Annotated in this window: 18 protein-coding genes; 10 read left to right on the forward strand and 8 right to left on the reverse strand. The window is 65.3% G+C overall.

The annotated features are described in order from the left end of the window. Positions 1 to 31 precede the first annotated feature (31 nt). From U1707_RS04525 to U1707_RS04535, 3 genes are read left to right on the forward strand one after another with little or no spacing between them, the layout of a single operon-like run. Positions 32 to 1,003 (forward strand): type II secretion system F family protein, encoded by a 972-nt coding sequence (locus tag U1707_RS04525; RefSeq protein ID WP_332798867.1) that lies wholly within the window; start codon positions 32 to 34, stop codon positions 1,001 to 1,003. A gap of 10 nt (positions 1,004 to 1,013) precedes the next feature. Continuing rightward, positions 1,014 to 2,006 carry a type II secretion system F family protein gene (locus tag U1707_RS04530; protein ID WP_332798868.1) on the forward strand — a complete coding sequence of 331 codons (993 nt, stop codon included), beginning with the start codon at positions 1,014 to 1,016 and terminating at the stop codon, positions 2,004 to 2,006. Positions 2,007 to 2,060: 54 nt separating this feature from the next. Beyond that, positions 2,061 to 2,450 carry a hypothetical protein gene (locus tag U1707_RS04535; RefSeq protein WP_332798869.1) on the forward strand — a complete coding sequence of 130 codons (390 nt, stop codon included), beginning with the start codon at positions 2,061 to 2,063 and terminating at the stop codon, positions 2,448 to 2,450. A 265-nt stretch (positions 2,451 to 2,715) separates the two neighbouring features. On the opposite strand, the gene ppdK is transcribed toward U1707_RS04535, so the two are convergent. The 3 genes from ppdK to U1707_RS04550 form a co-directional block, all read right to left on the reverse strand. Then, complete coding sequence (gene ppdK / locus U1707_RS04540) at positions 2,716 to 5,379, reverse strand: pyruvate, phosphate dikinase (RefSeq protein WP_332798870.1); 2,664 nt, start codon at positions 5,377 to 5,379, stop codon at positions 2,716 to 2,718. 91 nt (positions 5,380 to 5,470) lie between these two features. Then, positions 5,471 to 7,879 carry a glycine--tRNA ligase subunit beta gene (gene glyS, locus U1707_RS04545; RefSeq protein ID WP_332798871.1) on the reverse strand — a complete coding sequence of 803 codons (2,409 nt, stop codon included), beginning with the start codon at positions 7,877 to 7,879 and terminating at the stop codon, positions 5,471 to 5,473. A 229-nt stretch (positions 7,880 to 8,108) separates the two neighbouring features. Beyond that, entirely contained in the window at positions 8,109 to 8,948 is an 840-nt protein-coding gene (locus tag U1707_RS04550) for a glycine--tRNA ligase subunit alpha (RefSeq protein WP_093398883.1), read from the reverse strand. A 188-nt stretch (positions 8,949 to 9,136) separates the two neighbouring features. Between U1707_RS04550 and U1707_RS04555 the strand changes: the two genes are divergently transcribed. From U1707_RS04555 to U1707_RS04570, 4 genes are all read left to right on the forward strand, one after another. Beyond that, positions 9,137 to 10,003 carry a TraB/GumN family protein gene (locus U1707_RS04555; protein ID WP_332799063.1) on the forward strand — a complete coding sequence of 289 codons (867 nt, stop codon included), beginning with the start codon at positions 9,137 to 9,139 and terminating at the stop codon, positions 10,001 to 10,003. Positions 10,004 to 10,266: 263 nt separating this feature from the next. Then, positions 10,267 to 10,965: a 50S ribosomal protein L25/general stress protein Ctc gene (locus tag U1707_RS04560; RefSeq protein WP_332798872.1), complete on the forward strand. Its 699-nt coding sequence runs from the start codon at positions 10,267 to 10,269 to the stop codon at positions 10,963 to 10,965. A gap of 217 nt (positions 10,966 to 11,182) precedes the next feature. Beyond that, on the forward strand, positions 11,183 to 11,752 hold the full coding sequence (gene pth, locus U1707_RS04565; protein WP_332798873.1) for an aminoacyl-tRNA hydrolase: 570 nt from the start codon (positions 11,183 to 11,185) through the stop codon (positions 11,750 to 11,752). Further along, entirely contained in the window at positions 11,749 to 12,354 is a 606-nt protein-coding gene (locus U1707_RS04570; RefSeq protein ID WP_332798874.1) for a TIGR02466 family protein, read from the forward strand. The genes pth and U1707_RS04570 overlap by 4 nt, the downstream gene beginning before the upstream one ends. Positions 12,355 to 12,553: 199 nt before the next feature. Here the strand turns inward: U1707_RS04570 and U1707_RS04575 are convergent, their stop codons facing one another. Then, positions 12,554 to 13,618, reverse strand: coding sequence for an NAD(P)-dependent alcohol dehydrogenase (locus tag U1707_RS04575; RefSeq protein WP_332798875.1), 1,065 nt, complete (start codon positions 13,616 to 13,618; stop codon positions 12,554 to 12,556). A gap of 344 nt (positions 13,619 to 13,962) precedes the next feature. Between U1707_RS04575 and ychF the strand changes: the two genes are divergently transcribed. Next, positions 13,963 to 15,060 carry a redox-regulated ATPase YchF gene (gene ychF / locus U1707_RS04580; protein WP_332798876.1) on the forward strand — a complete coding sequence of 366 codons (1,098 nt, stop codon included), beginning with the start codon at positions 13,963 to 13,965 and terminating at the stop codon, positions 15,058 to 15,060. Between the two features lie 38 nt (positions 15,061 to 15,098). Here the strand turns inward: ychF and U1707_RS04585 are convergent, their stop codons facing one another. Continuing rightward, complete coding sequence (locus U1707_RS04585; protein ID WP_332798877.1) at positions 15,099 to 15,521, reverse strand: excalibur calcium-binding domain-containing protein; 423 nt, start codon at positions 15,519 to 15,521, stop codon at positions 15,099 to 15,101. 195 nt (positions 15,522 to 15,716) lie between these two features. On the opposite strand from U1707_RS04585, the gene U1707_RS04590 reads away from it, so the two are divergent. Next, positions 15,717 to 17,144 carry an ABC transporter substrate-binding protein gene (locus U1707_RS04590; protein WP_332798878.1) on the forward strand — a complete coding sequence of 476 codons (1,428 nt, stop codon included), beginning with the start codon at positions 15,717 to 15,719 and terminating at the stop codon, positions 17,142 to 17,144. Positions 17,145 to 17,149: 5 nt separating this feature from the next. Next, on the forward strand, positions 17,150 to 17,575 hold the full coding sequence (locus U1707_RS04595) for a DUF4112 domain-containing protein (protein ID WP_332799064.1): 426 nt from the start codon (positions 17,150 to 17,152) through the stop codon (positions 17,573 to 17,575). 30 nt (positions 17,576 to 17,605) lie between these two features. Here U1707_RS04595 and U1707_RS04600 read toward each other — a convergent pair whose 3' ends face one another. The 3 genes from U1707_RS04600 to nadC form a co-directional block, all read right to left on the reverse strand. Continuing rightward, complete coding sequence (locus U1707_RS04600; RefSeq protein WP_332798879.1) at positions 17,606 to 18,319, reverse strand: ribonuclease T2 family protein; 714 nt, start codon at positions 18,317 to 18,319, stop codon at positions 17,606 to 17,608. Beyond that, entirely contained in the window at positions 18,316 to 18,756 is a 441-nt protein-coding gene (locus U1707_RS04605) for a hypothetical protein (protein ID WP_332798880.1), read from the reverse strand. The genes U1707_RS04600 and U1707_RS04605 overlap by 4 nt, the downstream gene beginning before the upstream one ends. 64 nt (positions 18,757 to 18,820) lie before the next feature. Then, positions 18,821 to 19,684 (reverse strand): carboxylating nicotinate-nucleotide diphosphorylase, encoded by an 864-nt coding sequence (nadC, locus tag U1707_RS04610; RefSeq protein ID WP_332798881.1) that lies wholly within the window; start codon positions 19,682 to 19,684, stop codon positions 18,821 to 18,823. Between the last annotated feature and the right edge of the window lie 150 nt (positions 19,685 to 19,834).

The raw sequence follows: 19,834 nt of genomic DNA on the forward strand, positions 1-19,834 counted from the left end.
GGTCGCTTCGATCGAAAGGCGTTAGGCTGCGATGGACATGATGCCGCTCCTTATGGTGATGATCGGTTCCGTGGTGGTGCTGTGCATGGTGCTGTTCGCGTTCGCCGGACCGAGCGGCGGACGGGCGCAATCCCGCCGGATCGCCTCCTTGCGGGAACGTCACGGCGACGCGCTCGTGATGGCCGAAGCGCAGATGCGGCGGATTGCGACCAATCGCGATACGAAGATGGACGTGGCGTTCGGCCGCATCCTCCCCAACCCCGCACTGCTGGCCAAAAGGCTCGCGATGACGGGCAAGACGTGGACCGTCGGACAATATGGCATGGCGACGGCGGGGGTCGCATTGGTCATCGCGATGCTCATGCTGATCAAGGGGTTGCCGATCCTGCTCGCGTTGATGTTCGGGCTGTTCGTCGGCATCGGCATACCGCATTTCGTCGTCAGCAAGACGATCCAGCGACGGATCGGCAAGTTCACGGCGAAGTTTCCCGACGCGATCGACCTGCTTGTCCGCGGACTTCGCTCTGGCCTGCCGATCACCGAAACGATCGGCGTCGTCGGTCAGGAGGTCGACGGGCCGGTCGGCGAGGAGTTCCGCGCGGTCAGCGACAAGATGAAGATCGGCCGGACGATGGACGCCGCGCTGCAGGATACCGCGGACCGGCTCGGCACGCCGGAATTCCAGTTCTTCGTGATCACGATCGCGATCCAGCGCGAGACCGGCGGCAATCTGGCGGAGACGCTGGCCAACCTGTCGAACGTGCTGCGCATGCGTGGCCAGATGAAGCTGAAGATCAAGGCGATGTCGTCGGAATCGAAGGCGTCGGCCTACATCATCGGCGCGCTGCCGTTCATCGTGTTCGCGATGATCTGGTTCATCAACGGCACGTACATGCAGAATTTTTTCATCGACGAGCGGCTGATGGCGATCGGCATGGGCGGCATGGTGTGGATGGGTATAGGCGCCTTCATCATGTCCAAGATGATCAGCTTCGAGATTTAGGGACACGACGATGGGCGGAACCGCCGGACCTACCATTCTCGGGATCGACGTCCTGCTGGTCGCGACGATCCTGTCGGGTGTCGCTGCATTCGCGGTCATGATCGCGATCTATGCGGTGACGACCGTCAGCGATCCGATGACGAAGCGCGTGAAGGCGCTGAACGACCGCCGCGAACAGTTGAAGGCGGGTATCACCGCATCGACCAAGCGGCGCGCCAAGCTGGTCCAGCGCAACGATACCGCGGACCGGATGCGCGGCATCCTGTCGTCGATGAAGGTCCTGCAGGACAGCCAGGTCAAGGCGGTTCAGGTCAAGCTGATGCAGGCCGGCATCCGGTCGAAGGAATGGGCGCCTGCGGTCATCTTCGGCAGGCTCGTCATCCCGATCCTGCTCGGCAGCATCATGCTGTATTGGGTGTACGGCACCGAGGGGTTCGCGACCTGGTCGCCGCTGAAGAAATACGGGCTCGTCGCGATGACGTTCATCCTGAGCTACAAGTCGCCGGACCTGTATCTCGACAACAAGATCAAGAAGCGGTCCGATGCGATCCGCAAGGGACTGCCCGACGCGCTCGATCTGCTCGTCATCTGCGCAGAGGCCGGCCTGACCGTCGATGCCGCGTTCCACCGCGTCGCGCGCGAACTGGGGCGAGCCTATCCCGAGCTTGGCGAGGAGTTCACGCTGACCGCGATCGAACTGGGATTTCTGACCGACCGGCGTCAGGCGTTCGAGAATCTGGCGCAGCGCGTGAAGCTGGATGCGGTGAAGGGGGTCGTCACGACGATGATCCAGACCGAGAAATACGGCACACCACTGGCGTCGGCGCTGCGCGTGCTGTCGGGCGAATTCCGCAATGAGCGGATGATGCGGGCGGAGGAGAAGGCCGCGCGGTTGCCGGCGATCATGACCATCCCGTTGATCCTGTTCATCCTACCTGTGCTGTTCGTCGTCATCCTCGGGCCGGCGGCATGTTCGATCTCCGATGCGCTGTTGAAGACCTGAAGCAACCGCCGGGCGGCATGATCGTTGGGCTCCCGTAACAGGAGGGTTTTTACGATGCCGTTGTTTTCCACACCTACGCAGTTCGCGGCGCTTGCGCTGGTATTCGTCGCCGGTTGGCTATTCGGACTGGCCAGCCATCCAGGGGGCAAGAAGTGGAAGGCGCGGTATCTGGCCGAGCGCGATGCGCACGCTGTCGCCAAGAAGGATGCCGATGTCCGGGCGGCGGCGGCGGAGAAGCGGGCCGTCGAGGCGGAACATGAGAATGGCCGGCTGGTGAAGGCCGCTTCGGTGGCGCCGGCGGCTGCTCCGGTTGTCGAGCGTCGGCCGGTTGTGGATACGGCGCGGTCCGGCGCGCTGTCTTCGGCGCGATCGGCTTATGCTCGGCCGGCGTATAATGCCGATGGGACCAAGCGGGGTTGGTTCGATTTCGATCAGCGTCGGTGAGGTTTGGGGGCTGGTTTAGGTCGGCCCCTGCCCCCTTGTTCTCCCGCGAAGGCGGGAGCCCAGTCTGGGTCCCCGCCTTCGCGGGGAAACATTATTAGTTTACGATCACCCAACCAAATAGCCACCACCCCGGCGAAGGCCGGGGCCCAGTTGGGGATGTCGAGTAACTGGGGACGGTCCTTCGTTACTTCGGACGTTCCAACTGGGCCCCGGCCTTCGCCGGGGTGGCGGCCCTCATTGGGGTGGTGCTACTTTTGAGCGAGCGTTACTTCTTCGACAGCGCTGCTTGAGCCGCCGCCAGGCGAGCGATCGGGACGCGGTACGGGCTGGCCGAGACGTAATCGAGGCCGACCTTTTCGCAGAACGCGATGCTGGCGGGGTCGCCGCCGTGTTCGCCGCAGATGCCTAGCTTGATGCCCTCGCGGGTTTTGCGGCCGCGCTCCGCTGCGATCTCGATCAGTTCGCCGACGCCTTCGACGTCGATGCTGACGAACGGGTCCTTGGCGTAGATGCCCTGCTCGACATACGCGCCTAGGAAGCGCGAGGCGTCGTCGCGGCTGACACCCAAGGTGGTCTGCGTCAGGTCGTTGGTGCCGAACGAGAAGAACTCGCCGACTTCCGCGATCTCGCCGGCCCGCAATGCTGCGCGGGGGAGTTCGATCATCGTGCCGACGAGATACTCGATCGTCCGGCCCTTCTCGGCGAACACCGCCTGGGCGGCCTTGTCGACGACCGCCTTCATCAGCTCCAGCTCGCGGCGGGTGGCGACCAGCGGGATCATGACTTCGGGAATCGGGGCGGCGCCGGACTTCTCCGCGACGTCGACCGCGGCCTCGAAGATGGCACGTGCCTGCATCTCGTAGATTTCGGGGTAGGTCACGCCGAGACGGCAGCCGCGGTGGCCGAGCATCGGGTTGAACTCGTGCAACTCCGCCGCGCGGCGCTTGAGCGTGTCGACGTCGACGCCCGCTGCGGTCGCGACTTCGGCGAATTCGGATTCCTCGTGGGGGAGGAACTCGTGGAGCGGCGGATCAAGCAGGCGGATCGTCACCGGCAGGCCGGCCATCACCTCGAGGATCTCGGTGAAATCCTTGCGCTGTTCGGGGAGCAGCTTTTCGAGCGCGGCGCGGCGGCCCTTTTCGTCCGAGGCGAGGATCATCTGGCGGACGTTGGTGATGCGGCTGCTCTCGAAGAACATGTGCTCGGTGCGGCAGAGGCCAACGCCCTCGGCGCCGAATTCGCGCGCAACGCGGCAATCCTCAGGGGTCTCGGCGTTGGCGCGGACCTTCAGGCGGCGGACCTCGTCGGCCCAGACCATCAGCGTCGCGAAATCGCCTGACAGTTCAGGCTGCACGGTCGCGACCGCGCCGATCATCACTTCGCCGGTGGTGCCGTCGATGGTGAGCAGGTCGCCCTCCTTCACCTCACGACCGCCGCAGCGCATGATCTTCGCCTTGGCGTCGATGGAGAGCGTGCCGGCGCCCGAAACGCAGGGGCGTCCCATGCCGCGTGCGACGACGGCCGCGTGCGACGTCATCCCGCCGCGTGCGGTGAGGATGCCCTTCGCCGCGTGCATGCCGTGGATGTCATCCGGCGAGGTTTCGGTCCGGACGAGGATCACGGCGACGCCGTCGGCGGCCTTCTTCTCCGCGGCATCGGCGTCGAACACGACCGCACCCGAGGCTGCACCCGGCGATGCGGGGAGGCCCTTGGTCAGCACGTCGCGGTGTGCCTTGGGATCGAGCGTCGGGTGGAGCAGCTGGTCCAGCGCCATCGGCTCGATGCGCAGGATAGCTTCCTCGCGCGTGATGAGGCCTTCGTTGGCCATGTCGACGGCGATCTTGAGCGCAGCCTTGGCGGTGCGCTTGCCAGCACGGGTCTGGAGCATCCAGAGCTTGGTCTTCTCGACCGTGAACTCGATGTCCTGCATGTCGCGATAGTGGTTTTCGAGCGTGTCGAACACGTCGGCGAGTTGGTGATAGACCTCGGGCATCGCCTCTTCCATCGAGGCAGGCTTGGCGCCGGCGTCTTCGCGCGCGATCTTGGTCAGATACTGCGGGGTGCGGATGCCGGCGACGACGTCCTCGCCCTGCGCATTGATCAGGAATTCGCCGTAATAGGCGCGGTCGCCCTTCGACGGGTCGCGCGTGAACGCGACGCCAGTCGCCGAGGTGTCGCCCATGTTCCCGAACACCATCGCCTGGATGTTGACCGCGGTGCCCCAGCCGCCGGGGATGTCGTTGAGGCGGCGATAGACCTTCGCCCGCTCCGACTGCCACGAGCCGAAGACCGCGCCGACCGCGCCCCAGAGCTGGTCGTGGACGTCCTGCGGAAAGGGCTTGCCCCAGAGCTTCTCGACGAGGCCCTTATACTCAGCGACGAGTTTGCGCAGGTCGTCGGCGGAAAGTTCGGTGTCGAGCGTGAAGCCCTGGTCTTCCTTGGCGATCTCCAGCGCTTCCTCGAACGCGCCGTGATCGAGCTCGAGGACGACATCGGCGTACATCTGGATGAACCGGCGATAGCTGTCCCAGGCGAAGCGCGCGTCCTCGGACTTGGCGGCGAGGCCTTCGACGGTCTGGTCGTTGAGGCCGAGGTTGAGGACGGTGTCCATCATCCCCGGCATCGAGGCGCGGGCACCGGAGCGGACCGAGACGAGCAGCGGGTCGGCGGGGTCGCCGAACTTCTTGCCGGTTACGCCTTCGATGTGGGCGAGGCCAGTGGCGACCTCGTCACGCAGGCCCTGCGGGAACTGGCCACCCTCGTCGTAATAGACCGCGCAGAAGTCGGTCGAGATCGTGAAGCCCGGCGGGACCGGCAGGCCGATCGACGCCATCTCGGCAAGGTTCGCGCCCTTGCCGCCGAGCAGGTTCTTGTCGCCCTTGCCGCCGTCCGAAACACCGCCGCCGAAGCGGTACACATATTGGGTCATGGTCGGTCCTCTAAGTGCTTGTTTTCATACGCTGGGCCAAAGTGAAGTTCACAAAGTGCAGACGCTGGGAACGTCTGCACTTCGATTTCGATCAGCCCTCGATCTTCGAAAAATCTGCGACATTGTGCACTGCGGCACGGACTCGCTCAAGTAGCGCGAGACGGGCGGAGCGCTTGGCGGGATCGGAATCGTTGACGATAACGCTATCAAAGAACGCGTCGATCGGTGCGCGGAGGCTTGCAAGGGCAGCCATCGCGGCGGCGAAGTCTTCGCGCGCGATCGCGGCGGTGGCGCGGGGTTCAGCGGCGTCTAGCGCGGTCATCAGCGCGGTCTCTGCCGGTTCGGGGGTGTAGGACAGAACTTCTTCGCCCCTCCCTGGAAGGGAGGGGTTGGGGGTGGGTCGGCCCGAGGCGGGCGCGACGTTCCCACGAGGGCTACCCACCCCCGGCCCCTCCCTTTCAGGGATGGGAGCAGAAGAGGCGGCGTCGTCCTTCGGCGCTTCCTTCTTCAGGATATTGGCGGCGCGCTTGTAGCCGGCGAGCAGGTTCGCGCCGTCCTCGGTGGTGACGAACGCCTGAAGCGCGTGGACGCGAGCGAGCAGGCGGACGAGATCGTCCTCGCCCCCGAGCGCGAACACCGCGTCGATCAGGTCGTGACGGACGCCGGCTTCGCGTTGCTGGACTTTGAGGCGGTCAACCAAGAAGTCGAACAACGCCTCGAACGCGACCCCATTATCACGTTGATCAAATGTTGCTACTCGGGCGCGAAGGTCTGAAGCTAATTCATTAGCACGGCTAGGATCATCTGTTACCATCGCCGCCGATGAGGCGAGATGTGGCTCTACCATCGAAACTTGGCGATCACTGCGCTGCTTGTTGTCAATTAGCGACCACTGCGTAGCCATACTCTGAATGCCAAATCGAACGCCACCGTTCGTAGCGAGACGAATAATACCTAACGCTGCGCGTCTAAGTGCGAATGGGTCTTTCGATCCCGTCGGCTTTTCATCAATCGCAAAGAACGACGCTATCGTATCAAACTTGTCCGCCAGGCTTACCGCGACCGTTACCGGGTCGGTGGGGACGTCGTCGCCTTGGCCGACCGGCTTGTAGTGGTCGCGGATGGCGGTGGCGACGGCCGGGTGCTCGCCCTGCGCGGCGGCGTAGTAGCCGCCCATCAGGCCTTGCAGCTCGGGGAACTCGCCGACCATGCCGGTTACGAGGTCTGCCTTTGCGAGGCGGGCTGCGCGGTCTGCTAGGTCTGCAAGCCCCTCCCCTTCAGGGGAGGGGTTGGGGTGGGGGCTGTCCGCGGATACGGACGTGGGCGTTTGCGGTGAGGCCCCACCCCCAGCCCCTCCCCTGAAGGCGAGGGGAGCAGAAGTGACTATGCCCTCTTCTACCAGCCAGCGGGCTAGCTTCGCTACACGGTCGACCTTGTCGGCTACGGTGCCGAGCTTCTCGTGGAAGACGATCTTCGACAGCTTCTCGGCCTGCTCTTCGAGCGGGACCTTCAGGTCGGTGTCGTAGAAGAATTTGGCGTCCGACAAGCGCGCGGCGAGGACCTTGCGATTACCCTCGACGATCTTCGCGCCGCCGTCGTGGGCGGCGATGTTAGCGGTACAAACGAACGCGTTGGCGAGCTTTCCGTCGGCGCCGCGGCAGACGAAATATTTCTGGTTCACGCGCGCCGTGAGCTGGATCACCTCAGGCGGCACGTCAAGAAACGCGGGGTCGAACCGGCCGAGCAGGGGAATCGGCCATTCGGTGAGGCCGGCATTCTCTGCGACTAGCCCCTCGTCCTCGATCAGTTCGAGGCCGGCCTGCATGGCGGCTTCGCGGGCGTGGTCGCGGATCAGCGTGGCGCGTTCGTCGTGGTCGACGATGACGTGGCAGGCGCGCAGCTTCTCGACATAGTCGTGCGCGCCGCCGATCGTGATCTGGTACGGGTGGTGGAAGCGGTGGCCGAGCGTGGCGGCGCCGCTGGCGATCCCGGCGATCTCGAACGGCACGATCTCATCACCGAGCAGCGCGACGATGCCTTGCAGCGGGCGGACCCAGCGGAGCGACTCGGTGCTGGCGGAGGCGTCGCCCCAGCGCATCGACTTCGGCCACGGGAACGCGCGGACGATCGCGGGGATGGCGTCTGCGAGCACGGCGGCGGTGGCGCGGCCGGGCTTCTCGGTGACCGCGAAGAGCGTGCCGTTGCGGTCTATGAGTTGCTCGCGGGTGAGGCCGGTCTTGCGGAGGAAGCCTTCAAGCGCCTGGGGGGGCGCTGAGGTCTTGGGGCCCTTGGTTTCCTCGGAGACGGCGGCGGTCTCGAGCGGCAGGTCGCGCGCGATCAGCGTCAGGCGGCGCGGGGTCGCGTAGGTGACGATGTCGCTGGTGGCGATGCCGGCCTTGGCGAGCTCGGCGGTGAACAGCTTGGCGAGATCTTCGCGCGCCTTGGACTGCATCCGGGCGGGAATTTCTTCGGAGCGGAGTTCTAGGAGGAAGTCGGTCATTTGGGTTCGCACGCGAAGAAGAAGGAGTTGGGTTCACGCGGAGACGCGGAGACGCGGAGTAGAAGGGGAGAAGAAAGGTTTGAGGCGCTGCGCGCGGCCGTCTGACGCCGCAGGCGTCTCGCATCACCATGCTGGATGCTGGGAGCAAGAACGCGGAAACGCGACACATTGCCTACCTTCTGCTCCGCGTCTCCGCGTCTCCGCGTGAACACACCTTCTAACGAGCGCATCATGCCGCCCATCCGTGCTTGTCCATCCAGGCGGCGCAGGCGCCTTTCGCGAGGTCTCGGACGCGGCCCATATAGGCTTGGCGTTCGGCTACCGAGATTACGCCGCGGGCCTGAAGCAGGTTGAAGATGTGGCTGGCTTTGATCGCCTGTTCGTAGGCTGGGATCGGGAGCTTGGCGGCTAGCGAGTTCTCGCATTCGGCGACGTGCTTGCGGAACTGGTCGAAGAGCGAGTCCGTGTCGGCGATCTCGAAGTTCCACTTCGACATCTCCTGCTCGTTCTCCAGGAACACGTCGCCGTAGGTCACGCCGGCATCGTTGAACGCGAGGTCGTAGACCGAGTCCTTGTCCTGGATATACATCGCGAGGCGCTCCAGCCCGTAGGTGAGTTCGCCGGCGACGGGCTTCATGTCGAAGCCGCCCATCTGCTGGAAATAGGTGAACTGAGTCACCTCCATGCCGTCGCACCAGACCTCCCAGCCGAGACCCCAGGCGCCGAGCGTCGGGCTTTCCCAGTCGTCCTCGACGAAGCGGATGTCGTGCTTCAGCATGTCGATGCCGATCGCCGCGAGGCTGCCGAGGTAGAGTTCCTGGAGGTTCGCGGGGCTCGGCTTCAGGATGACCTGGTACTGGTAGTAATGCTGGAGCCGGTTGGGGTTCTCGCCGTAGCGGCCGTCGGTCGGGCGGCGGCAGGGCTGCACGAACGCGGCGTTCCACGGTTTCGGGCCGAGCGCGCGGAGCGTCGTGGCGGTGTGGAAGGTGCCCGCGCCCATTTCCATGTCGTAGGGCTGCAGGATCAGGCATCCGTGTTCGCTCCAGTAATCGTGGAGCGTGAGGATCATGCGCTGGAAGCTAAGAGGCTTTATCACGGGCTGGGTCACGCGCGGGCTTTGGCGGATGGGGGTGCGGGAGGCAAGTGGTGCGTTGCGGCCGGGCGTCCTACATGGGCTGCACCAACGATAAGGATTCCCTCCCCTTGAAGCTGTTTTCGAAGATCGTTTCGTTCCGATCCGCGCTGTCTGCCATCGCCATGGCGTTCGCCCTGCCCGCCTGTGCGCAGGTCGCGCCGAAGCCTGTGCAAGCCGCGAACGATGCCGATCCAGCCTTGTGGGTGGTGAAGGACAAAGACACGACGATCTACCTGTTCGGGACGATCCATGTGTTGAAGCCCGGCATGACGTGGTTCGACGAGGCGGTGAAGACCGCGTTCGATCGCTCGAACCAGGTGGTGCTGGAGCTGGTGATGCCGGATCCTGCCAAGATGCAGTCGTTGGTGATGGCGACCGGCGTGTCGAAGGACGGCCCGACGCTGACCGAGCAGCTTCCCGCGGACAAGCGTGCGGCGTATGCGAAGGCGGTGACCGACCTGGGCTTGCCGGCGAATGCGTTCGATCGGTTCAAGCCTTGGCTGGCTGCGACCAACCTGTCGATCGCGCCGCTTTCGAAGCTTGGCTATGATGCGGCGAACGGGCCGGAGCAGGTGATCACGGCGGCGGCGAAGGCTGCGGGGAAGCCGGTGATCGGGCTGGAGACGGCGGAGCAGCAGTTGGGGTATTTCGGCGGGTTGTCGCAGAAGGCGCAGATCCAGTTTCTGGGAAGCACGATCGACGAGTTGCCTAAGCTCGAGAGCACGATGGCGACTATGGTCGACGAGTGGGCGAAGGGGGATCCTGAAGCGCTCGCCAAAGAGATGAACGACAGTTTGAAGGATTCGCCCGAGGTGGCGAAGGTGCTGCTAGTGGACCGTAATGCGCGCTGGGCCGAGTGGGTCGCGAACCGGATGAAGTCGCCGGGGACAGTGTTCATCGCGGTCGGTGCAGGGCATCTTGCGGGCAAGGATAGTGTGCAGGCGCAGTTGGCGAAGCTTGGGGTGAAGGCCGAGCGGGTCGAGTATTGAGGTGCCGAGTCCCTCTCCCCTCGGGGAGAGGGAGGGAGGAGCGCTTGCGACGGAAGGGTGAGGGGGAGTTGGCGCGAACGTCCTGAGCCTCACTCCCCTCACCCTCCCACGTGCAAGCGCACGCGGGCCCCTCCCTCTCCCCGGAGGGGCGAGGGTTTAGTTGATTAAATCCCCCACTTCCGCTATGCGCCCGCGCTTCCGGTCCATGGTCATCCCTGGAGGCGTGGGCGGGAAGGACAACAAACGAGTTTCGGAGAATACAGATGAGCGACCAGTTGACGCTCGCAGCCGAGACGCGTGACCGGGTTGGCAAGGGAGCCTCCCGGGCGCTGCGTCGTGATGGCCGCGTGCCTGCCGTGATCTACGGCCTGAACCAGGAACCAACCTCGGTTCACCTCGAGGAAAAGGCGCTGATGAAGGCGCTGATGACCGGCCACTTCATGAATTCCGTCGTGATGGTCAACGGCGTGCGCACGCTGCCGAAGGACGTCTCGTTCCATCCGGTTTCGGATCGCCCGATCCATGTCGACTTCCTGCGCATCGGCGAGCATTCGACCGTCACCGTCGCGGTGCCGATCGTGTTCACCGACGAGGACGACGCGCCGGGCATCAAGAAGGGCAAGGGCGTCCTCAACATCACGCGCCACGAGGTCGAACTGGTCGTCGACGCTTCGGACATTCCGAGCGAGATCACGATTTCGCTCGCCGGTCTGGAGATCGGTGATTCGATCCACATCAGCGACGTGAAGCTGCCCAAGGGCGCGACGCCCGCGATCGACGACCGCGACTTCGCGATCGCCACGATCGTGCCGCCGACCGTGCCGACCGTCGAGGACGAAGAACTCGCGGCCGAAGTCGCCGAGACGCAGGCTGCCGAGGCTGCTGCCGAGGAAGAGACCCCGGTCGAGCCTAACGACGATAACAACGACGACGACAAGATCACGCCGCAGAAGAAGGACTAATCTCCTTCGTCTTCGGATGACTTTTGTATGCTTTTGGGCGGGCGGGAAAGCTAGGGCTTTCCCGCCCGTTTCGTTTTATGGGGCTTCCCCTGCCCTCCTGTTCCCTCGCGAATGCGGGGGTCCAGGATCAAGCAGCGGCGCCGCCCGTTACCCTAGGCTCCTGCTTTCGCAGGAGAACCCGGTTAAGTGGCCGACGCGTTCTTTTGGAGAATACCACGTGCAGATTTGGGCGGGACTCGGCAATCCGGGGGCGCAATATGCGATGCACCGGCATAATGTCGGGTTCATGGTCGCCGACGCGATCGCCGAGGTGCACGACTTCGGCGCGGTCAAGAAGCAGTTCCAGGGCTGGACGCAGGAGGGGCGGATCGGCTCGACCAGGATCCTGCTGCTGAAGCCGGCGACCTTCATGAACGAGAGCGGCCGCGCGATCGGCGAGGCGCTGCGCTTCTACAAGCTTGGCGTCGAGGCGCTGACGGTGTTCCATGACGAACTCGATATCGCGCCGTTCCGCGTGAAGGTTAAGACCGGCGGCGGGACCGCGGGGCATAATGGCTTGCGCTCGACCGACCAGCATCTGGGGCCGGAGTTTCGCCGCGTGCGGCTGGGGATCGGACATCCCGGGCACAAGGATCGCGTGACCGGGTATGTGCTCGGCAATTATGCCAAGGCGGAGATCGAGCCGCTCTCCGACATGCTCGGCGCGGTCGCGGCGGAGGCCAAGTGGCTGGCGGAGGGCGACGACGTCCGCTTCATGAACGATGTCGCGTTGAGGATGCAGCCATGACCACCCGCTCTTTGTTTGCCACGCGGTTCTACGAGGCCGATCTCGGTGACGACGATCTGGTCGAGGAACTCGAGGATGCGGCGCTCGAACTGGCGAAGGCCGATCGCGCGGGGGTCGCTTGGTCGAAGGCGCATGGGTATCGCGGGTACACGTCGTACGCGTCGCTGAACGACCTGCCACTCCGCGATCCGCGGTTCGGGGATCTGGTACGGCTGCTGAACAAGCATGTCGCGCAGTTCGCGAAGGACTGCGCGTTCGATCTTGGTGGGCGGAAGTTGAAGCTCGACAGTTTTTGGGTGAACGTCCTGAAGCCTGGGGGCGCGCATTCGGGGCATATCCATCCGCATAGCGTCGTTTCGGGGACGATGTATGTGGCGATTCCCGAGGGGGCTGGGGCGTTGAAGCTGGAGGATCCTCGGCTGCCGATGATGATGGCGGCGCCGACGCGGCTGGAAGATGCTGCGGAGGATCTGCGGACGTTCGTTTATGCGGAGCCTAAGCCGGGGAGTGTGTTTTTGTGGGAGAGCTGGTTGCGGCATGAGGTGGTGCCGAATGCCGCCAAGGGTGAGCGGATTAGTATCAGTTTTAATTATCGGTGGTGATTGGGGCGCCTGAAACAGCTCTTCATCCAAAAAACCACCCCGGCGAAGGCCGGGGCCCAATTGGGAAACGCTGCTAACTGAGGACTGCCCTTCATCAGATTGGCCTTCCCACTTGGGCCCCGGCCTTCGCCGGGGTGGTAGTGTTTGGGGGAGCGTTCGGCACCTTCTTACCTTGAAGCGCGCCCCGCCCCCTCCCCGATCAGGCCGCCTTCATCGTCGCCATGTCGATGACGAAGCGGTATTTCACGTCGCTCTTCACCATGCGCTGATACGAGGGTTCGATCTCGTCCATGCGGATCATTTCGATGTCCGACACCAGGCCGTGCTCGTTACAGAAATCAAGCATCTCCTGCGTCTCGGCGATGCCGCCGATCAGCGAGCCGGCGATTGCGCGGCGCTTGAAGATCAGGGCGCCGACCGAGGGCGACGGATGCGCGTGCTCGGGCACACCGACTAGCGTCATCGTGCCGTCGCGCTTCAGCAGTGCGGTGAACGTATCGAGGTTGTGGCTCGCCGCGACGGTGTTCAGGATGAAGTCGAAGCTGTTGGCGTGCTCGGCCATCGCGGCCTCGTCCTTCGACACGATCAGGTCCTTCGCGCCGAGACGCTTGGCGTCGTCGCGCTTGTTGGGCGAGGTCGAGAAGACATAGACCTCGGCACCCATCGCGTTGGCGATCTTGACGCCCATGTGGCCGAGACCACCGAGGCCGACGATGCCGACTTTCTGGCCGGGGCCGACCTTCCAGTGCTTGAGCGGCGAATAGGTGGTGATGCCGGCGCACAGCAGCGGCGCGACCGCGGCGAGGTCGGCTTCGGGATGCGAGACCTTCAGCACGAAGCCTTCGTCGACGACGATATGGTCCGAATAGCCGCCGAAGGTGTGGCCGCCGAGGACTGGATCGGGACCGTTATAGGTGCCGACGAACCCGGTCGTCTCGCAATATTGCTCTTCACCGTCCCTGCACGACGGGCACTCGCCACAGCTGTCGACCATGCACCCGACGCCGGCGATGTCGCCGACCTTGAACTTCGTGACGTCGCTGCCGACGGCGACGACGCGACCGACGATCTCGTGGCCGGGGACGCAGGGGTAGAGCGTGCCTTCCCACTCGCCCTTGGCGGTGTGGAGGTCGGAATGGCAGACGCCGCAGAACGCGATATCGATCGCGACGTCGGTCTTGCCGGGTTCGCGGCGTTCGAACGAGAAGGGCGCGAGCGGGGTTTCGGGCGATTGCGCGGCGTAGCCGTTGGCGGTCGTGGTCATGAGGTTCCTGATCTATCTCAAGCTGGGCTCGGGATATAAGTGTCGACCATTTGATAACTACCGACCGGTATGATTATTTTGCTGCACTGCGGCAATCGAGTGGGTCGATCAGGCCTGCCGCCTAGATTAGAAACCACCCCGGCGGAGGCCGGGGCCCAATTGGAAAGGTGGCAATAACGTGGTGCCGACCATCGTTAGCAACGTCCCCCAATTGGGCCCCGGCCTTCGCCGGGGTGGTGGCGTTAATCAGAGTGGCGCCCAATGATGCGCGAAGGCGTCCTTGCTGGCCTTCCTTGCCGCCCTGCCCTAAAGCCCGGCGCACATTCTTATACCAAGGGCATATCATGGGTTTTCGCTGCGGCATCGTGGGGCTGCCGAACGTCGGCAAGTCCACTCTCTTCAACGCGCTGACCGAGACGGCCGCGGCGCAGGCGGCGAACTATCCGTTCTGCACGATCGAGCCGAACGTCGGTAACGTCGGCGTGCCCGACAAGCGGCTCGACGCGCTGGCGAAGATCGCCGGATCGCAGAAGATCATCGAGACCCAGCTCGGCTTCGTCGACATCGCCGGCCTCGTGCGTGGCGCGTCGAAGGGCGAAGGGCTCGGCAACCAGTTCCTCGGCAACATCCGCGAGGTCGACGCAATCGTCCACGTGCTGCGCTGCTTCGAGGACGGCGACGTGACGCATGTCGACAACAAGGTCGACCCGATCGCCGATGCCGAGACGGTCGACACCGAACTGATGCTGAGCGACCTCGAAAGCCTCGAGAAGCGCGTTCCCAACCTCGCCAAGAAGGGCATGCAGGGCGACAAGGAAGCCAAGATCGGTGCCGCCGTCCTGGGCCAGGCGCTCGAACTGCTCCGCGAAGGCAAGCCCGCGCGGCTGACCGTGCCGAAGGACGAGGACGAGGCGCGGGTGTTCGCACAGGCGCAGTTGCTGACCGCCAAACCCGTGCTGTACGTGTGCAACGTCGACGAGGGCGATGCGGCGAACGGCAATGCGCTGTCGGCGCGGGTGTTCGAGAAGGCGAAGGCCGAGGGCGCCGAGGCGGTCGTGGTGTCGGCGGCGATCGAGGCGGAAATCGCGACGATGCCGGCCGAGGATCGCGGCGAGTTTCTGGGTGAGTTGGGGCTGGAAGAGACGGGCCTCGCCCGCGTCATCACCGCCGGGTACAAGCTGCTTCACCTGCTGACGTTCTTCACGGTCGGCCCGAAGGAGGCGCGTGCCTGGACCGTCCACGAGGGCGCGACCGCGCCACAGGCGGCGGGCGAGATCCACGGCGATTTCGAAAAGGGCTTCATCCGCGCCGAGACGATCGCGTTCGACGACTTCATCGCGCTGGGCGGTGAATCGAAGGCGCGCGAGGCGGGCAAGCTGCGCGCGGAAGGCAAGGCCTACGTCGTGCAGGACGGCGACGTGATGCACTTCCTGCATAGCTGATCGGCGCAACCCCCGGCGCCCCGGATCGGGGGTAATGATCAGCGGCGATAGGCTTCGCAGGCGACTCCGTCGCCGTCGCCGTCCATATGCGCGCCATAGCCGGGCGTTCCGCGGTACAAAGGCGTGACGCCCGCCGCGCGTGCTTCGCGGCATCCGCGATAGACCGCATTTGCGGGCGCGGACCGCACGACCGGCGATGCGGTCTGCCCATAGACCGATCGCGTGACGTTGTACGGAGCGGCGTCGCGGACCGGTGCGGCTATTTTGACGCGAGGGGGTTCGCCGGCCTTCGAGGCTTTTGCTGAAACCGGCAGAGAGGCCGCGTCGACCGGGCTAGCCAGATCGAGCGACGGTGGCGGGGCTTCGGGCAGCGGCGTGCCGGTAGGCGCCGTGGCGCTCCAGACACCGGCGAACATCAGCGCCGACGCCGTGGCGGTTATCGCTATGAACGATCGATCCATGACGCCATGCTATGCGCGAACCCGTTGACGAAAGCTTAGCGGCCGCCGGGGCGACAGGTTGGCATTGCCCCCTGTCATTGACCCCTGACCCTGGCTATTCCCGATCGGGCGGTTTTGGACGGAGGGCGGCGATTGACGAACCAGAGGGCCGATTCCTTCGCCGGGCGATCGAGCATTGTCCGCGGCGCCGTGATAATGTTCGCCGGCTGCGTGCTGCTGGCGGGGTGCGACCAGCGACGCGATACCGGTGCGGTCGTCGTCAGTGCGATCGGCGCGCGACCCGAGGCGCGCGACGCAAGCCGGGTCGCGCTCGACACGCCGGCCCGGTTGCTGATGGATTCGACCGCACAGGGCCTCGTGCGGTTCGACGCGACCGGACAGATCGAGCCCGGCATCGCCGAACGCTGGATCGTGATCGACGGCGGCATGAGCTATATCTTCCGCCTGCGCGAGGTGAAATGGAGCGACGGTACGCCGGTGACCGCGGCACAGGTCGTGGCGATGTTGGAACGGCAGTTCCGGTCGGGATCGCGCAACCCGCTGGCGCCGTTCATGACGGCGATCGACGAGATCGTCGTGATGACCCCGCAGGTCATCGAGGTGCGGCTGTCGCGCCCGCGCCCCGACCTGTTGAAGCTGTTCGCGCAACCCGAACTCGCGCTGCTGCGGTTGCGGCCACCGGGTGGCACCGGGCCTTTTCACATCGCCCAGGCCGGGACGGCGCCGTTGCTGCGGCCTGCGTTCGATCCGGGCGCGGCGGATCCCGACGACCAGCATGACGTGATCGCGGAGGAGGACGTGCGGCTGATCGGCGAACGCGCCTCGCGCGCGATCGCCCGGTTCGCCAACCGCGATTCCGACCTGGTCAGTGGCGGCAGCTTCGTCGACTGGCCGCTGCTCGCGACCACCGACATCGCGCCGGCCAATGTCCGGGTCGATCCCGCCGTCGGCCTGTTCGGACTGGCGATCGTGCGGCGCGACGGTTTTCTGGCGGATGCCGGCAACCGCGCGGCGATTTCGGAGGCGATCGACCGGACCGCGCTGACCGCGGCGATCGCGCCGTCCTGGGACCCCGCGGACCGTATCCTGCCCGATATCCTCGATTCGGCATCGCTGCCGCAGGTTCCGTCCTGGACTCTGCTGACGCAGGACGAGCGGCGCGCGGCCGCGCGGCAACGCGTCGCGGCATGGACCGGCGGACCGATCGGCCTGCGGATCGCGCTGCCCGAGGGGCCTGGTGCGACAGTGCTGTACGCGCACGTCGCCGCGTCGTTGATCGCGATCGGCATCACGCCGTCGCGCGTGGCGATGGATGCCGATGCCGACCTGATGCTGGTCGATGCGGTCGCGCCCTATGACAGTGCGCGCTGGTACCTGGCGAGCGCCTGCGTGGTATGCGGCGATGCCGCGCAGGCCGCGGTCGAAGCGGCACGCGAAGCGCCGACCCTGGCGGAGCGCAGCGCGCGCATTGCCCTGGCGGATGCGGCGATGAACGAGGACGTCGCATTCATCCCGCTTGCACGTCCGCTACGCTGGTCGTTGGTGAGCGCGCGGCTGGCGCAGTGGCAGCCCAACCCGCGCGCCTGGCACCCGTTGAACCGGTTGCGCGCCGATACCAAATGAGACGTATGAAACCGACCGTCACCCGCATCGCCCCCGGATCGATCCTCGACTCGCTGCCGATGGGGCGTGACGCGCTGTCGGTTCGCCGCCGGGTCGAGGCAATGGAACGCGTGATGGAGGGGCTGTTCCAGATCCCCGGCACCAACCGCAAGGTGGGCCTCGACGTCATTCTCGATCTCGTGCCGTTCGCGGGCAGCACGATCGCGGCCGGGATCGGTGGCTGGATGGCGTGGGAAGCGCGCAACATCGGCATGTCGAAGGTTCAGGTCGCGCGGATGGCCGGCAATATCGGAGTCGACTGGGCGCTCGGCATGATCCCGTTCGTCGGCGCGATCCCCGACTTCTTCTTCCGGTCGAACACGCGCAACCTGCGGATCATCAAGAAGCATCTGGACCGGCATCACCCGTCGACGACGACGCTCGACGGGTAATGCCGGGTAACGGGCGTTAGAGCGACCGGTTTACCGACCGCCGCGCCATATCTTGAGCGGTGCGCCATCGGCCAGCCCGCCCTGGTGCACGGGGCAGCGGCGATACCGGAACCGGCGATCGAGACAGATCCAGACCTCGTCGAGCCACCCCTGCTTCGTCGCCGTCACCCGCATCATGTCGGCCCTGAGCCCCGGGTTGGCGCCCGCCATCGCCGCGGCGAAGCGCCCGGCGGTCAACGGGGTGCGCGACAGGGCGTTCATGTCCGGATAGCGCAGCTTGCCGTAGAGGCCGGCGGACTGGCTGAAATACCGCGCCGGTCGATAGCCGGGCATGCACGTGCCGTGCTTCGCCCATTCATGCTGCATCAGCTGGGCGGACGGGGTCGTGCAGAGATGCGCGCGGATCACCGGCGGGGGTACGAAGTCCGCCGCGCGGCAATATTGCGGCCAGTCCTTGCCCACGCCGTCCGGCCACAGACCGTGCAGCGTGAAACCGAAGCGATTGCCCGATCCGCACTGGAACCCGGACGATGCCCGATCGCCACTGTCGCGGCAATATTGCGGCGCCCAGGTGATCGCGAGCGTGTAGCTGCCGATCGGGATGTCGCGCTTCGGCTGGCTGGCCGACGGCAGGTCGGGGCGGACGCGCTCGACAGCGGCGGGCGTCGAGCATTGATAGGCCTGCGCCTGGACGATTCCGGGCAACGCCAGCGCCGCTGCAGCGACGGTCAGTCTAACGATCATGCGGCATGTCCTCGTCCAGCCTGGTCGAACCAGAGTTTCGCGTCGGGTTTCAGGAGTTGCAGTGCGGACACGCAGTACACCACGCTCATGATGATCGACAGCACGAGCGTCGCGTCGAGCGTCGTTCGACCGGTCGCCAACTGCACCAGCGAGATCGCGATGCCGAGCGCCGAAAGCGCCGCCAGCACGACCACCACCCACTTCGCCGCATTGCTCGGCGCGCGCGCGGTGAAATACCAGAGCAGCATCGTGATCGCGATCCCGGCCACCTCGAACGCTGGCAGGATCCAGCCGATTTTAGCGAGGATAGGGGTGGCCGCGACCATCGCGGTCCGCTGTCCCCAACTGACTGCCGACACGATCAGACCCAACGCGAACGAGGCCAGATACAGCCGTTCGTACCGTATGATGGAAACCGGCCTGATCATCGTCGTCATCCCCGTCATCGATTCTGTGCAGCGTTCGACCCGGCAAAACCGGGCGCGCCGGTCATGCCGCCGGTCATGCTGCCGTGAAGTCCAGACCTATATCCGCCGCCGGTGCCGACTGCGTCAAGCGACCGACCGAGACATAGGTAACGCCGGTCTCGGCGATCGCGCGGATCGTGTCGAGGGTGACGCCGCCCGACGCTTCGGTCGGTACGCGTCCGTCGACCAGCGCGACCGCCTCGCGCAGGGTCGCCGGCGGCATGTTGTCGAGCAGGAGATGCGTCGCGCCAGCGTTCAGCGCCGGTGCGATCTGGTCGATCCGGTCCACCTCGACGATGATATGCGCGATCCCCGCGTCCTTGGCGCGACGCACGGCTTCGGCGACCCCGCCCGCGACCGCGACGTGGTTGTCCTTGATCATCGCCGCATCCCACAGCCCCATGCGATGGTTCTGCGCGCCGCCCATCCGGGTCGCGTATTTCTCCAGCACGCGCAGGCCCGGAATCGTCTTGCGCGTATCCAGCAGGATCGTGCCGGTGTCGGCGATCGCGTCGACATAGCCGCGCGTCATCGTCGCGATCCCCGACAGATGCTGGACGGTGTTCAACGCCGACCGCTCGGCCGTGAGCATCGCCCGCCCCGCCCCTTCGAGCCGCAGCAATTCGGTGCCGGCCTCGACCTGCTGGCCGTCCTGGACCAGGCGCTCGATCTGTACGTCCGGATCGAGCGCCCGGAAGAACGCCTCGGCGAGGGCGAGCCCGGCGACGACGATCGGGTCGCGACTGTCCATTACTCCGGTGAACCGTGCGTCGGCGGGGATCACGGCGGCCGACGTGATATCGCCGATCGTGCCGAGATCCTCGGCCAGCGTCGCCGTGATGAACGCGGTGACGTCGAACCCGGGAACGTCGAAGGAGGCGGGCAAGGCTGCGTTCATCTGGAGTCTTTCAAAAACTGCCGACGGTCATGCCAGCGCCGGTGCCAAAAAACCGTGCACGGGGATAGCGAATTCACGACGTCGCCGATCGAGGGAATTCTTTTCGCCATGTCGGAACAAAGTCATCCGACGCGAGTTTCCCGACCGAGC

Origin of the sequence: Sphingomonas sandaracina (assembly GCF_036663695.1) — a bacterium.
In the GTDB taxonomy this organism is placed as follows: Bacteria; Pseudomonadota; Alphaproteobacteria; order Sphingomonadales; family Sphingomonadaceae; genus Sphingomonas.

Coding starts and splice junctions, on each gene's coding strand:
- U1707_RS04560 (WP_332798872.1), top strand. CDS start 10,267: ATGAGCGACCAGTTGACGCTCGCAGCCGAGACGCGTGACCGGGTTGGC.
- U1707_RS04595 (WP_332799064.1), top strand. CDS start 17,150: ATGAAACCGACCGTCACCCGCATCGCCCCCGGATCGATCCTCGACTCG.
- U1707_RS04550 (WP_093398883.1), bottom strand. CDS start 8,948: ATGATCCTCACGCTCCACGATTACTGGAGCGAACACGGATGCCTGATC.
- nadC (WP_332798881.1), bottom strand. CDS start 19,684: ATGAACGCAGCCTTGCCCGCCTCCTTCGACGTTCCCGGGTTCGACGTC.
- U1707_RS04535 (WP_332798869.1), top strand. CDS start 2,061: ATGCCGTTGTTTTCCACACCTACGCAGTTCGCGGCGCTTGCGCTGGTA.
- U1707_RS04600 (WP_332798879.1), bottom strand. CDS start 18,319: ATGATCGTTAGACTGACCGTCGCTGCAGCGGCGCTGGCGTTGCCCGGA.
- U1707_RS04585 (WP_332798877.1), bottom strand. CDS start 15,521: ATGGATCGATCGTTCATAGCGATAACCGCCACGGCGTCGGCGCTGATG.
- ppdK (WP_332798870.1), bottom strand. CDS start 5,379: ATGACCCAATATGTGTACCGCTTCGGCGGCGGTGTTTCGGACGGCGGC.
- U1707_RS04590 (WP_332798878.1), top strand. CDS start 15,717: ATGTTCGCCGGCTGCGTGCTGCTGGCGGGGTGCGACCAGCGACGCGAT.
- U1707_RS04575 (WP_332798875.1), bottom strand. CDS start 13,618: ATGACCACGACCGCCAACGGCTACGCCGCGCAATCGCCCGAAACCCCG.
- U1707_RS04525 (WP_332798867.1), top strand. CDS start 32: ATGGACATGATGCCGCTCCTTATGGTGATGATCGGTTCCGTGGTGGTG.
- U1707_RS04605 (WP_332798880.1), bottom strand. CDS start 18,756: ATGACGACGATGATCAGGCCGGTTTCCATCATACGGTACGAACGGCTG.
- ychF (WP_332798876.1), top strand. CDS start 13,963: ATGGGTTTTCGCTGCGGCATCGTGGGGCTGCCGAACGTCGGCAAGTCC.
- glyS (WP_332798871.1), bottom strand. CDS start 7,879: ATGACCGACTTCCTCCTAGAACTCCGCTCCGAAGAAATTCCCGCCCGG.
- U1707_RS04570 (WP_332798874.1), top strand. CDS start 11,749: ATGACCACCCGCTCTTTGTTTGCCACGCGGTTCTACGAGGCCGATCTC.
- U1707_RS04530 (WP_332798868.1), top strand. CDS start 1,014: ATGGGCGGAACCGCCGGACCTACCATTCTCGGGATCGACGTCCTGCTG.
- U1707_RS04555 (WP_332799063.1), top strand. CDS start 9,137: ATGGCGTTCGCCCTGCCCGCCTGTGCGCAGGTCGCGCCGAAGCCTGTG.